The sequence below is a fragment of the Mesorhizobium sp. M0854 genome, from assembly GCF_040319815.1.
Lineage (GTDB): Bacteria > Pseudomonadota > Alphaproteobacteria > Rhizobiales > Rhizobiaceae > Mesorhizobium.
In genome coordinates, this window is record NZ_JAMYOL010000034.1 from 1 (window position 1) to 13,256 (window position 13,256).

The window sequence follows — 13,256 nt, forward strand, 5'->3', positions numbered from 1 at the left end:
TCGGAAAGGGCGAGAAGAAAGAGCCTGCGCTGGAGATCGAGGCTCATCAGGCCAGGTGCGGTGTTGAAGGCGACCAGCCCGTCATGCAGCTCCTCGCGGCGATAGAGGCCGCGAAAGTCGGTCGTGTTGTGCGTGACGAGCACACAGCCGTCATCGACGGCGCGCCGGGTCACCATATGGTCCTTGGCGCCGACGAGGCCCAGCCAGCGCACATGGCTCGACTCGGGGAAACGCGGTTCGCGCGCCAGTTTCGCAAGCTCTGGGCTCAGGCATTCGTCGATCAGGAATTTCACGAAACGGCCGGCAGATCGTCGAGACGGATCGTGCGTGTCGACTTCGCCGCCGTGCTGCGCCACGCCGGCTTGACCGGCGGACGGCCACGCCGCGGATAGGCGAGCGCATAGTCGGCCGCGAGCCTGATCCGGTCGAGAGTCAGTTGCGGATAGGCGGCACGGATCGTCTCGGGAGTATCGCCATTGGCGAGCATGTCGGCAACATCATGAACAAGCACGCGTGTTCCCACAAAGGCCGGCTGACCGCTAAGTACCGCTGGATCGCGCGCCACCATGGCCTTGGCTTTCCTCAGCCGGCTGAGGCCGGTCCTTACCCCGGCAGTGATCGGCTTCAGGTCGACCTTAAGCGGATCGTCCGCGACTACGGGCGCAGCATCATCGGCAATGGCGTGCTCAACGATCCGCCGCCGCGCGGCCGGCGTCAGCGTCTCCGCCGTCAGCCAGGCGAGGCGTAGGCCGACGAGACCCGCTCCGATGATGACGCGGCTGCCGCGGCGTGTCTCGACACGGCCGCGTAGCAATCCGGCATCGATGATGCGATGCACCTGCTTGAGCGGCACCTGCGTTACCGCCGCCGCCTCATTGGCGGTGAGCACTTCGGTACTAAACCCTGGCATGACAATAATCCTTCCACGTTCATGGAAGATATATAGTCACTCTGCCGTCCGCAGTCCAGCGAAGCTTTGCGGCAGGCGGCCGGCGCCGGCGCGAGGCCTGGAGGCAGAGGGGGGAGGGGAGATTCCTGACGGGCTTGGAGGTTCGGGGAGAGGCCCCGGGCCGCCCGTCATGGAGAACCTGACCATGGCAAAGAACGCCATTCAGAAGATCGCGATGAACGCCGCGGAGAATATTCCCTATGACAAGCTAATGCTGTCGCAAAAGAATGTTCGGCGCATCAAGGACGGCGTGTCGATCGAGCAGCTGGCCGAAGACATCGGACGGCGAAAGCTCATCCAGAGCCTGAACGTCCGTCCCGTGCTCGACGGCGAGGGCGAGGAGACCGGCATGTTTGAGGTGCCCGCCGGCGGGCGGCGTTATCTGGCGCTCGGCATCCTCATCAAGCAAAAGCGCCTGGCCAAGAACGAGCCAATCCCCTGCATCGTCAACCGCAGGCAGGAGACCTCGGCCGAAGAGGACTCGCTTGCCGAAAACCTGCGGCGCGCCGACCTGCACCCACTCGACCAGTTCCGGGCCTTCAAGACGCTCCGCGATCAGGGCCTCGATCCGGAGGAGATCGGCGCCCGCTTTTTCGTATCGCCGGCGACGGTGAGGCAGCGCCTGCGGCTGGCATCGGTGTCACTGAGGCTGCTCGATCTTTACGAGAAGGACGAAATCCGGCTCGAACAGATCATGGCGTTTTCGATCTCGGACGATCACGCGCGCCAGGAGCAGGTCTGGGAACGGATATCCGGCTCGCACACGCAGGAACCCTATTACATCAGGCGCCTGCTGACGGAGACGACGGTCCGGGCGGATGATCGCCGGGCCGTCTATGTCGGCGCCGAGGCCTATGAGGCGGCCGGCGGCGTCATCCTGCGCGACCTGTTCGACCAGGATTCCGGCGGCTGGTTCCAGGATGCCGCACTTCTTGAGCAGCTTGTCTTCGACAGGCTGACGGCCGACGCCGAGGCGATCCGCGCCGAAGGCTGGAAATGGGTCGAGGCGGCAATCAGCTTTCCCTATGGCCACACCTCCGGCATGCGGCGCATCTACGCCGAGGCGCAGGAGCTCAGCGCCGAGGAGATCGAACGCTACGACGCGCTAAAGGCCGAATACGACAAGCTGGATGCGGACTATGCCAAGGCCGAGGATGCTGACGAAGCAATCGAGGCGAAGCTCGAGCAGCTGGGTGCCGATCTCGATGCGATCGACGACCGGCCTCAAAGCTACGATCCCGCCCAGAAGGCCATTGCCGGAGTGTTCGTGACGCTTGCCGCGGACGGCAAGCTCCAGGTCGACGCCGGTTTCGTGCGCTCCGAGGACGAGCCGGGGACCGAAGCCGGCGACGTCGATGAGGGCGAGGAAGGGGGCGCCGACGGCGGAACCCGATCCAATGGCGACGACGATGGCGATGGTGTTGTCGTCAACGGCAAGCCGGTGAACGACGCCTCTGGCGACGACGGCGAGGACGATGGCATCAAGCCACTGCCCGATCGGCTCGTCTTCGACCTGACCGCGCAGCGGACGCTGGCACTGCGCAACGCGCTCGCCCGTGACTTCGACATCGCCTTCGTCGCCGCACTCCATGCCTGCGTCCTGCAGGTCTTCTATCGCTTCGCGCCGGACACGTGCCTGGAGATCAGCCTGAAGAGCGGCAGCTTCAGCCAGGCCGACGGTCTTGCCGAGACATCCTGGGCGAAGGAGATCGCCGAGCGCCACGAAGCCTGGGATCGCGATCTGCCCGATGAGGCGGATGGCCTGTGGAACTTCCTTCTCGGCCTCGACGAAGCAAGCCGCAAGGCGCTGTTCGCGCACTGCGTCTCGCTGACCCTCAATGCGGTGGTCGAACCCTGGAACAGGCGACCGAAGGCGCTCAAGCATGCAGACGTGCTTGGCCGTTCCCTCCAGTTCGGCATGGTCGACGCCGGCTGGACGCCTAGGGTCGAGTTCCTCGGGCGGCTCACCAAGGCGCGGATTCTACAGGCAGTCCATGAAGCTCGTGGCGCAGACTCCGCGCAGCTGATCGACCACATGAAGAAGGACATCATGGCGCGTGAGGCCGCGCGTCTTCTCGAAGGGTCGAACTGGCTGCCCGAGCCGCTGCGTCTTGAGGTCGATGAAGTGGCTACCGATGCCGGCGACGCGGTCGCCGGCGATATGTCGGACGAGGCGGCTCGCGACGGCGATGCCGCCGAGCTGCCGGCCTTTCTCGCCGACGATGCGGATCCGTCCTCCGATGAGCCGGTGACCATCGACGGCGACGAGGCGGACCACCTCCAGGCCGCTGAATAGTCGGCCTCACGCTCGCACCGGGCCCGGCACTCGCGCCGGGCCCTTTTTCGTTTTCCGCATGGAGAAATCCACATGTCCGCACATATCGTGTACGAATCCGCCCCATTGGGGAGCGTTATCCGGTACCGCTCCGGCGCGGCGAAGCCGCCGCCTCGCTTCACCAAAAAGCTCGCCGCTTGGGAGAGCCGCAACGGCGTCGGTCGCCTGGTCAGGAAGGAACCGCCGCGCGAGCGCGCGACCTATAGCTCGCCGGCTTACTTCACCCTGCATGAGGGCGATTTCGGGCAGGGCGGCATCATCGTCGTCTCGGTCAGGCGCACATGGTCCGTTGAAAGCGACCTGCGTTTCGAGGTCATGGAGCGTTCCATGATCGGCATGGTCCGCGTCCTGCAGGAACTCGGGGACAGCCCGGAACTGCTCTATCTCGCCAAGGATCGCGAGGCGGCCGAACGCTGGCTCGCCAGCAATTCGTACAGCCGAGCCTATCTCGAAGAGGTCTCGGCCGATGAGGTCGGCGCCGACGTCATTGAGGGCCGCGCGGCCGCCTGATCGCCTCACCGCATAGAACCACCCTGACGAACGGGCCCGGGATCGCGCGAGCGATCGCGGGCCTGTTCCATTTCATGGAGATCGACATGTTCGACTGGAACAGAAGCTGCTCCTATGACGAGCAGCACAAGAGACGTTTCCACGCGACAGCCCGTTCACGGCTGAAGAAACTCGCCGCCGAACTAAACCTGCCCTCGGGCTGCTTTGACCTGCGCTCGAACAAGGCGGGCATAGCGGTTTCCGATGAAATTATCCTGCACCACGACCGTGCCTACATCCAGGTCGGCCAGTTCGGTTTGTCCTCAGGTCACGGCATCCTGATCCGGACCTGCAAGGGGCGCATGGACTATACCGGCGGAGCCAATCACTTCGTCGCGCTCGACATGCTCGACGACATTCCGGCCCTCGCCGCCGCCTCCGCGCCATCACTGGGGTTGGTCGAGACGGTTCGCGTTCCTCCGAACGGCGCGCCGCCTGAACCCTGCAAAAGCCATCACCGCCGGTGCACGCACCGGCCGCAGGGTCGGCCCGTCGCCAGCCACAACACCACCAAACAGTTGCGACGACGCGGTTCATGCCGCGCGTGGCCGACCCGCGTTTAGGAGAACCCCATGACCGCACATCCACCCTTCAGGAAGGTGCTCGACGGCGTCGCCACCCGCGAGCAGATGTTCCAACTGTTCAGCCGACACAAGGACACTCCCGGCATCGATCCGCTTTCCGGCACTCCCTATTCAGGCGAGTGGTTCCAGATCACCGCGTCAGAAGACCACTTCATGCTCGATTTGCTGCCGCCGGTGTTCAAGCGCACCGGCATGTTCGGCATGTCGGAGTTCAAGGCCGGCAACGTGACCAGCGTATTCTTCGCGATCCGGATCCGGGGCCGCGAACGCTGTTTTCATGGCTTTTGCGACCTCACGGATCGGCAATCCCCGGACACAAGATGCGCACCGCAATCATCGCCCACGAGACCGGCGCGAGCGACAGCATGTCCGCGCGGAAAAGCTCGAGGCGATCTGGAACGCGACGCATCCCGACTTCAGGGGGATCGGCGGCGAGATCAATCCCCACACCTGGCCCGCGGACCACCGTGGCAAACGCGTCGTTCTCGTCAACAACGGTGGCCACGAACGATCCTGAAACTGCTCGAAGACCTGTCGGACGACGAGATCGACAGCCGCTTGCCGGCAACTCGCGCACGAGGCGCCAGGAGGGGAGGAGACAACGATGCGGCCCCCCGTAAACACCCGCCAGGGGCCGGCAAGGACACCTATGGCGTACTCGACCTACACCGCAAGCCTCGGTGCCCCAGATCGCCGCCAATACCGGCGCACGCCCCCAGGAGCGCTAACGGTCGCCGATCTCGTACGTCCCGGCGACACGGTCGCCACCTCCTACAGCACCGGCGGGGTCGTCATCGAGATGGAAGAGCACTTCTATGCGGCGCCGACGGGCGAGACGCTGTCACACTTCACGATTGTCTATGTGCCGCCCGATCGAACTACAAGGTACTGCGATTCCGATCGTCGCTGGATCAACGAATGTGTCGCCATCGGCGACCGCATCCTAATGCTGTTCGAGGCCAACACGGACGAGGTCTTCGTCCTCAGCCGTGCCCGACCGTCCCAACCTCCGCGATCCAGAACCATCCCAGCCGATGGGCCTTTCCAACGTAGAGTTCGAGCGCTGGCTGCCGAAGGCGATCGCGGCAGTCGAGAAGGCCAGGGCGATTATCGAAGAACGCCGCGACCCGCCGGATGACTCGCCATAACAGCTAACATCCGACTTGATCTTCGTCAGCTCCCGCGCCGTTTCCGCGTCGATCGCAGCGAGATCGAGATTTCCCTAGATCGAACGCTGCCGCGCGGATTCGCCACGCTTCTTCTTCACCTCGACGATGAAGGGTCGGCTCTGCCGCTTCATTTATTGCACCACCTTCGGATGGGAATCGGTCCGTTGCGGGATCGGGTCACATCTACGCTGGCCAAGGCCTATCGTCCACCCAACGCAACCATCGACCGCGGTGCCGCCCTGGACGGAGGCCGATGCGAAAGCCAACTCTCCAGCGTCTCGCTCGCCGATGCAACGCGGGGTTCGGACAGCTCGAATGGCATGCCGAGTTCAACGCTGACAACGATCAGGCGCCCACTGTGCTTACGCGCGGATCTTCGCAAACCCACAGCATGGTCACCGAAAAAGACGATCGCTGGTCACCCCTCACCATACCGTCATGGTCCAAGACAACGGGGATCCTTGTCCAACGCATGTCTGAATTGATGGCCGCCAATCGATTCACGGCATTGATGGAAATCTGAGATGTCGTTCCCAGCCTATGGAAGGGCCGGCATCTCCCCGTCACCGACCCGCCAGGTCCACGCACCCATCTCCGGCCGGTTCGCGACCATATCCTGCAACGAAGCCTCGAATGTTTCGTCCGCACCGGCGGGGACGACAAAGAGCGCGATCGGCTGCTGCCTGTTCTGGAGCAAAGCGTTGGCGATCGGCTGGTCGGTTTGCAGGTCGTAGCGCAATCCCTTCACGCTCTTCTCGTGAAGGCGGGCGAGCGCGTCGACCAGCCGCTTCTCCGGAACCGTCTCGTAAGGAATCCAGTTCTCGGATACCACCATCAACGCGACCTCCTCGACAATGGCGAGGCCGGCCGGGTTCAATCCGAAGGTCGCGATCACTATCAGATGTGAGCTGGAATCCGCTTCCCACAGCGACAATTCTTTCTCGAAGCGCCCCTGCAAGCGGCGGTGCAATGCATCGTCGATCATGAAGGGAAAACCGGGCAAATGTCTGATGACGAGTTTCTGACCCGATCTGGCGGGCATGATTTCCTTCACCTCGCCGACCAGAACCAGTAGCTTTCGTGGGCCGGATTTCGGCGGGAGCGCCATGCCGAGAACCGCGTTGCGACGATGTTCGATCGCTTGCCTGTTCTCGGCGCGAAACGGCTCGGGCACAAACAGGATATCCGCGAGCGGCCCGCCCCTCACCGTCATTTGCCCGGCAGCCTCGAGCAGATGCCAGCGGACATTCCACCAATGTCGCTTGCCAGCCCATCGGGATGTCCAGACCGTCAATTCGGCCTCGTGCCACAGATAATGGAGGAGGCCACGCAGCGACATCCTCCTGGGGTCGGCGGCTACACTGGCGGAGCTCTGGCCAGCAGGCGCGGACGCTGCCCGGCTCCCCGTCTTCGACAGGCTGAAATCGAGTTTCAAAGCCGCCAAGCCGCTTTGCGGATCGAGCTGTATCGCGCTGCCCATCAAGGCGCCCAGGCCGGACAGTTCGTAAGGCGATTCATATGAATCACAGGATGGATCATGCCCGCCGCCGCTCAGCGGCATGCGCTTGACCAGGTGAAGGTCGCCGATGCGGGCGATGTACATCGGGCAGCCCGGCTCGCGGCACAGGCATAGCGGACGCTCGGTGCGGGCATAGGCGTTCGCCAGCGCCGCCTGCAGGTCAGGCGCTCCCTCCTCGTAGACCTCACTGCCAATTCTGAACCGTCGCATCACCTCCGCAGCTCCAGGTCGCCGCCGCATCCCTGTCCGCGCATCAAGTCATGGCTTTGCGCAGAGCGCAACCCGTTTGGTGCATCGCGCCAGAGGCAAAGGGGAGCCGGAAGGAGTGCGGCCCGGCTGGCGCGGAGAGAGTGCCGGCGCGGGCGCCACTCCCTCTCGCAAAGGACATCTCCATGAACATTGTTTCGACCACATCTGCCGTTGCCCGGACGGCCGCTCCCCTCGGCGCGCCGACGCAGGCCCCCATCAACAACGCCCAGGCGATCTATCAGGCGGCAATGCGGCTTCTGCCGTTCCTAGAGCAGGGCAAGCCTGTCACCACCGCCGCGCTGCGCACGGCCATGACGACAAGTTTTGGCGGCAGCGACGCGCAAGGGTTTTGGGTCTGGAAGGACGCCTATGAGGCGCTCGAAGTCGCCCAGGTGCTGTTTCTGCGCCGGTTCGGCCCTGCGATCCTGTCCCGGTCCACCACGCCGCAGGCAACGCTGGCGATGATCAAGCGCCTCGCCGAACTTCTTCCCACCCATACGCGACGGTGCGACGAGAGCCAGGCCATGCAGCAGCTCTCCACGCCCTTGCCGCTGGCCTTCGTCACAGCGCACGCTGCGGCGATCGCATCTTGCGACCTCGTTCTCGAACCCTCGGCCGGCACCGGTCTGCTCGCCGTCCATGCCGAGATGGCGCGCGCCTCGATCGCCCTCAACGAGCTTGCCGCGACGCGGGCCGATCTCCTCGGCCTGCTGTTTGCGCGCATGCCCGTCTCTCGGCGCGACGCTGCCCATATCGACGATCATCTCGAACCTGCGATCAAGCCGTCCGTCGTCTTGATGAATCCGCCCTTCACCGTCGGCGCCTATGTCGACGGCCATGTCACCGATGCGGCATGGCGGCACCTCTCCTCCGCATTCGCACGCCTGCGTTCGGGCGGGCGCCTGGTCGCCATCACCGGCACCGGGCTGTCTCCCGAGAACCCGAAATGGCGGCGCGCCTTTGAGCGGCTGCGGCAGCAGGGCACCGTCATCTTCACCGCTGCGATCGACGGCCGTGTCTATGCCCGCCATGGCACCACCACTGAGACCCGCCTGACGGTAATCGACAAGGTGCCGGCCACTGACCCGACCGGCTGCGTCCGGTCACCCGGCAAGGCCGCTGACGTCGAGACGCTGCTCTCCTGGATCACGGATCTGCCGCCCCGCACACCGGGCGGCTTTCCGGATTCGATCGGCGCTCTGTCGCACGGGATCCTGAGGAAGGCAGCAGCGCACATGGCCGCCCGATGCGCGGCGAGAGCGGCACCCGTTGCTGGGTCAAAGGCTGCTCCAAAGGCAATTCAATCGGTCCGTCCGATTGCGCCGGCGAAGCCCGCTGGCCAGGTCATGGCAAATAGTATGCCTGCCGTTCCCCTTGCTTATGAGCTGCGCGACTGGATGCCAGAGGAGGGCGGCCGACTCACCGACACGATCTACGAGCCCTATGCGCTCCAGTCGATCCACGTCCCCCGCGCCAAACCGCATCCGACGCCGCTCGTGCAGTCGGCCGCAATGGCCGCCGTCGCGCCACCAAAACCTTCCTATCGGCCGCTTCTTCCTGACGCGATCATCGACAAGTGCCTGCTGTCGGACGCCCAGCTTGAAAGCGTCATTTATGCCGGCGAAGCCCATTGCGGCCATCTCGCCGGGACCTGGACGATCTACGAGACCTGCGACGTCGTCTCGGCCGCACCAGAAGGTGCTGCGAACGCTGTGCGCTTCCGCCGTGGATGGTTTTTGGGTGACGGAACCGGCTGCGGCAAGGGCCGGCAGGTCGCCGGCATCATCCTCGACAATTGGCTGCAGGGCCGCCGCCGTGCGATCTGGATTTCCAAGTCGGATAAATTGCTGGAAGACGCCCAGCGCGATTGGGCAGCACTCGGCCAGGAAAAACTCCTCGTCCAGCCGCTGTCGCGCTATCGGCAGGGCACACCGATCCGCCTTGCCGAAGGCATCCTGTTCACGACCTACGCAACCCTGCGCTCACAGGAACGGGAGGGCAAGAAATCGCGGATCGCTCAGATCCTCGACTGGGTTGGCCAAGAGGCGGGGAGGGCCGAAGGCCCGACAGGGACTGGAGAGAAGCCGGCGAGGAGGGACGAAGGCCCGACGGGGAACAGAGAAAACTGGGCGGGAAGGACCGAAGGCCCGACGGCGATTAAAGAAAGCCAGACAGGGCTTGGAGAAAACCAGTCGGGGGCCAAAAAATCTTTCGATGGCGTCATCGTCTTTGACGAGGCGCACGCCATGGCCAATGCCGCTGGCGGCAAAAGCGAGCGTGGCGACGTCGCGCCCTCGCAGCAGGGCAGGGCGGGACTGCGGCTGCAGCACGCGCTGCCCGATGCCCGCATTGTCTACGTCTCCGCGACCGGTGCGACCGCCGTCGAGAACCTCGCCTATGCGCAACGTCTCGGCATCTGGGGCAGCGAGGATTTTCCATTCGCCAACCGTGCCGAATTCGTCGCCGCGATCGAGGACGGCGGTGTCGCGGCGATGGAAGTGCTCGCCCGCGATCTCAAGTCGCTCGGCCTCTATACAGCGCGTTCGCTTTCCTATGACGGTGTCGAATACGACCTGCTCGAGCACGCGCTGACCGAGGAGCAGATCCGCATCTACAACGCCTATGCCGACGCCTTCCAGGTCATTCACAACAACCTGACCGCCGCACTCGAGGCGACCAACATCACCAGCGAGTCCGGCACGCTGAACCGCAACGCAAAATCGGCGGCGCGCTCGGCCTTTGAAAGTACCAAGCAACGTTTTTTCTCGCATTTGATCACCTCGATGATGACGCCGACTCTGATCGGCGCGATTGAGCAGGATCGGCTCGAAGGTCATTCGGCAGTCGTGCAGATCGTTTCGACCGGCGAGGCGCTGATGGAACGACGCCTTGCCGAGATCCCGACCGAGGAATGGTCGGACCTGCATGTCGACGTCACGCCGCGGGAGTATGTCGGCGGGTACTTGATGCATTCCTTCCCCATCCAGCTGTTCGAGGAATACTCGGACGCCGAAGGCAATGTGTATTCGCGGCCTGTGCACGACGAAGATGGCAACCCGGTCCAGTGCCGCGAGGCAGCTCGGCGGCGCGACGAGATGGTCGAGCGGCTTGCGTCGTTGCCGCCGGTCGGCAGTGCCCTTGACCAGATCATCCATCACTTTGGCACCGACACGGTTGCCGAGGTGACCGGCCGCTCGCGCCGCATCGTCAAGAAATCCGGCCGCGACCGTATCGACCGGCTGGCCGTGGAAAACCGCCCCGGCTCGGCCAATCTGGCCGAGACCCAGAGTTTCATGGATGACGACAAGCGCGTTCTGGTCTTCTCCGACGCCGGCGGCACTGGCCGCTCCTACCACGCTGATCTCGGTGTCAGGAACCAGAGGCTGCGCAAGCACTATCTGCTCGAGGCCGGCTGGCGCGCCGACAACGCCATCCAGGGTCTCGGTCGGACCCATCGCACAAATCAGAAGCAACCGCCGCTGTTCCGGCCCATGGCCGCCAATGTAAAGGCCGGCAAGCGCTTCCTGGCGACGATCGCACGCCGGCTCGACACGCTGGGCGCGATCACGCGCGGTCAGCGCCAGACCGGCGGGGCAGGGCTGTTCCGTGCCGAAGACAATCTCGAAAGCGCCTACGCCCGAGCGGCGCTGCGGCAGTTCTATCATCTGCTGCACCAGGGCAAGATCGAGGGCTGCTCGCTCACGACCTTCGAGACGGTGACCGGGCTGTCGCTGACGAGTGACGACGGCGGATTGCGGGACGAGCTGCCGCCAATCACGACCTGGCTCAATCGCCTGCTGGCGTTGCGCATCGAAACCCAGAACCTGCTGTTCGAGGTGTTCGAGCAACTGATGGCAGCAAAGATCGAAGGCGCCATCGCCGCCGGCAATTATGACAAGGGTCTGGAGACGATCACGGCGGAGAGCATCGTCGTCACTGATCGTAGGACCGTCTATACCCATCCGGTCTCCGGCGCGCAGTCGCACGTGCTCACCGTCGCGCGCAAGGACCGCATCCGGCCGCTCGGGCTGGTCGACGCGCTGGCCATTGCCAATGCGGAGCCCCAATCGGTTCTGCTGGTCAACACACGTTCGAGCCGCGCGGCAATACAGCTGCCGACCGCGAGCCTGATGCTCGATGACGGCGCGATAGAGCACCGCGTGCGCTTGCTGCGGCCGACGGACGAGCTGCGCTTCGGTCTCGACGCCCTTGCCGAAACACACTGGCAGCCGGCCGACCGGAAACTGTTCTGCGAGCTTTGGCAGGCAGAAATCGACGCCGTCCCGGAGTTCACCACCAGCACTTTCCACATCATGACGGGTCTGCTGCTGCCGATCTGGCGTCGGCTGCCGGACGACGACTGTCGAGTCTATCGTATGCAGACCGATGCCGGCGAACGCATCATCGGCCGCCACATCGCGCCGACGCTGGTCGCGACCATGTTGCGCAATCTCGGGGTCGACCATGTTCCGACACTCGCTCCGGACGAGGCATGGACCGGCTTGATCGAGGGGCGGATCGGGTTGCAGCTTGCCGACGGCCTGATTCTGCGCCGCAGTCGGGTCATGAACGACTATCGTGTCGAATTGATCGGCTTCACCGACGCGATGGTCCCTCGGCTGAAGGCGCTGGGACTGATCTCCGAGATCATCTCCTGGAAGCTGCGGCTGTTCATCCCGACAAGCGACGAAGGCTCCGCCATCCTCGCCGCGCTCCTCGACCGCCATACGCTGGTTGGCGTCACCGACCGTACAGCAGCGGCCTGAGGGGGAGGCGGTCATGTCCGGCTCGGCATCCGAGCTGGCACGCCGCCTTGGCGAACACGCCGAGGCCGTGTGCCGCGAATATCTCTCCAACGGCCATCGCTCCGGCAATTACTGGATGGTCGGTGATGCCCGCAACACGACCGGCCGCTCCATGCATGTTCGGCTCAAGACCAGTACCAAGGGCCCTGCGGGTAAGTGGGTCGATGAGGCGACCTCCGAATTTGGCGATCTGCTCGATGTCATCCGCGAAAGTTGCGGCCTCGTCGACTTCCGTGACATCGCGGATGAAGCGCGTCGCTTCCTCTCCATGCCGCTGCCACCGCCCCAGCTCCCTGGCCGCCAGCCAGCCGCGAAACGCGGCTCTCCCGACGCCGCGCGGCGTCTGTGCGCCATGTCCCAGCCGATCGCCGGCACGCTGGCCGAACGATACCTCGCCAGTCGCGGCATTCTGCTCTCCACGCATGAGCGCGCGCTGCGCTTCCATCCCGGCTGCTACTACCGGGATCTCGTGACGGGCGAGACGCAGACTCTTCCTGCGCTGATTGCCGCTGTGACCAGCCTCGACGGGCAGATCACCGGCCTGCAACGCACTTACCTCTCCCCTGGGCTCGACCCGAGCGGCAAGGTCGGCAAGGCGCAACTCGCGGATCCACGCCGCTCGCTGGGGGATCTCCTTGGCAACGGCATCTGGCTAGGCCACCAGCCCGGTGCGCCCGTCCCGGTCATGGCCGCGGGCGAGGGGTTCGAGACGATGGCGTCGCTTAAGGCGGTGATGCCGGTGCTGCCGGTGGCCGCCGCCACCTCGGCCAATCACCTTGCCGGCTTGAGGCTTCCGCCCGGCTGCCGCCGCCTCTACATCGCGGCCGATGCCGACGCCGCCGGCCGGCACGGCATCGAGCGTCTCAGCCAGCGCGCAGGCGAGGCCGGGATCCTCGCCCTGGCGTTGCGGCCGCAGCTCGGCGATTTCAACGACGATCTGCGTCATCTCGGCCCGGCCCATCTCGCCACATGGCTCAGCGATCAGCTCCTCCCGGAGGATGCCCGTCTCTTCCTGCCGGCCGGATGAACGGGTCGGGCTGGCAGGCGGGCAGGGGCGGCATCACCGGAAGCCTTGCAGGCATCGCGGTCCGCCGGAG

10 protein-coding genes and 1 pseudogene are annotated in these 13,256 nt (G+C 64.7%); 7 read left to right on the forward strand and 4 right to left on the reverse strand.

The window, feature by feature from the left end; translation table 11 throughout:
• Together NKH99_RS28650 and NKH99_RS28655 are read right to left on the reverse strand one after the other, a co-directional pair.
• Window positions 1-293: DUF5615 family PIN-like protein (locus NKH99_RS28650; RefSeq protein WP_353017086.1), on the reverse strand; the 293-nt coding region annotated here is incomplete at its 3' end.
• Window positions 290-910, reverse strand: coding sequence for a DUF433 domain-containing protein (locus tag NKH99_RS28655; protein ID WP_352718567.1), 621 nt, complete (start codon window positions 908-910; stop codon window positions 290-292). The genes NKH99_RS28650 and NKH99_RS28655, both read right to left, overlap by 4 nt.
• Before the next feature lie 184 nt (window positions 911-1,094).
• Here NKH99_RS28655 and NKH99_RS28660 point away from each other — a divergent pair, with 184 nt between their 5' ends.
• The 4 genes and pseudogenes from NKH99_RS28660 to NKH99_RS28675 all read left to right on the forward strand — a co-directional run.
• Window positions 1,095-3,245: a ParB/RepB/Spo0J family partition protein gene (locus NKH99_RS28660; RefSeq protein WP_353017088.1), complete on the forward strand. Its 2,151-nt coding sequence runs from the start codon at window positions 1,095-1,097 to the stop codon at window positions 3,243-3,245.
• 72 nt (window positions 3,246-3,317) lie between these two features.
• Window positions 3,318-3,794 carry a UCP036055 family protein gene (locus tag NKH99_RS28665; protein ID WP_353017090.1) on the forward strand — a complete coding sequence of 159 codons (477 nt, stop codon included), beginning with the start codon at window positions 3,318-3,320 and terminating at the stop codon, window positions 3,792-3,794.
• Between the two features lie 74 nt (window positions 3,795-3,868).
• Window positions 3,869-4,396, forward strand: a complete 528-nt coding sequence (locus NKH99_RS28670) for a hypothetical protein (protein WP_353017091.1) — start codon at window positions 3,869-3,871, stop codon at window positions 4,394-4,396.
• A 66-nt stretch (window positions 4,397-4,462) separates the two neighbouring features.
• Window positions 4,463-4,672 (forward strand): annotated as a pseudogene (locus NKH99_RS28675) (DUF1419 domain-containing protein); the annotation flags it as partial.
• Window positions 4,673-4,709: 37 nt separating this feature from the next.
• Here the strand turns inward: NKH99_RS28675 and NKH99_RS28680 are convergent.
• Window positions 4,710-4,922: a hypothetical protein gene (locus NKH99_RS28680; RefSeq protein WP_353017135.1), complete on the reverse strand. Its 213-nt coding sequence runs from the start codon at window positions 4,920-4,922 to the stop codon at window positions 4,710-4,712.
• A 99-nt stretch (window positions 4,923-5,021) separates the two neighbouring features.
• Here NKH99_RS28680 and NKH99_RS28685 point away from each other — a divergent pair, with 99 nt between their 5' ends.
• Window positions 5,022-5,555 (forward strand): hypothetical protein, encoded by a 534-nt coding sequence (locus tag NKH99_RS28685; RefSeq protein WP_353017138.1) that lies wholly within the window; start codon window positions 5,022-5,024, stop codon window positions 5,553-5,555.
• 569 nt (window positions 5,556-6,124) lie between these two features.
• On the opposite strand, the gene NKH99_RS28690 is transcribed toward NKH99_RS28685, so the two are convergent.
• Window positions 6,125-7,315 carry a DUF1173 domain-containing protein gene (locus tag NKH99_RS28690; protein ID WP_353017093.1) on the reverse strand — a complete coding sequence of 397 codons (1,191 nt, stop codon included), beginning with the start codon at window positions 7,313-7,315 and terminating at the stop codon, window positions 6,125-6,127.
• A 182-nt stretch (window positions 7,316-7,497) separates the two neighbouring features.
• Here NKH99_RS28690 and NKH99_RS28695 point away from each other — a divergent pair, with 182 nt between their 5' ends.
• A complete protein-coding gene (locus tag NKH99_RS28695; RefSeq protein ID WP_353017096.1) occupies window positions 7,498-12,120 on the forward strand; it encodes a strawberry notch-like NTP hydrolase domain-containing protein in 4,623 nt (1,540 codons plus the stop codon).
• A gap of 13 nt (window positions 12,121-12,133) precedes the next feature.
• Window positions 12,134-13,186 carry a DUF7146 domain-containing protein gene (locus tag NKH99_RS28700; protein ID WP_353017098.1) on the forward strand — a complete coding sequence of 351 codons (1,053 nt, stop codon included), beginning with the start codon at window positions 12,134-12,136 and terminating at the stop codon, window positions 13,184-13,186.
• Window positions 13,187-13,256 lie beyond the last annotated feature (70 nt).

Bases quoted from the DNA above. Each gene is read 5' to 3' on its own strand.
- NKH99_RS28655 (WP_352718567.1), bottom strand. From the start codon at position 910: ATGCCAGGGTTTAGTACCGAAGTGCTCACCGCCAATGAGGCGGCGGCG.
- NKH99_RS28660 (WP_353017088.1), top strand. From the start codon at position 1,095: ATGGCAAAGAACGCCATTCAGAAGATCGCGATGAACGCCGCGGAGAAT.
- NKH99_RS28665 (WP_353017090.1), top strand. From the start codon at position 3,318: ATGTCCGCACATATCGTGTACGAATCCGCCCCATTGGGGAGCGTTATC.
- NKH99_RS28670 (WP_353017091.1), top strand. From the start codon at position 3,869: ATGGAGATCGACATGTTCGACTGGAACAGAAGCTGCTCCTATGACGAG.
- NKH99_RS28685 (WP_353017138.1), top strand. From the start codon at position 5,022: ATGCGGCCCCCCGTAAACACCCGCCAGGGGCCGGCAAGGACACCTATG.
- NKH99_RS28690 (WP_353017093.1), bottom strand. From the start codon at position 7,315: ATGCGACGGTTCAGAATTGGCAGTGAGGTCTACGAGGAGGGAGCGCCT.
- NKH99_RS28695 (WP_353017096.1), top strand. From the start codon at position 7,498: ATGAACATTGTTTCGACCACATCTGCCGTTGCCCGGACGGCCGCTCCC.
- NKH99_RS28700 (WP_353017098.1), top strand. From the start codon at position 12,134: ATGTCCGGCTCGGCATCCGAGCTGGCACGCCGCCTTGGCGAACACGCC.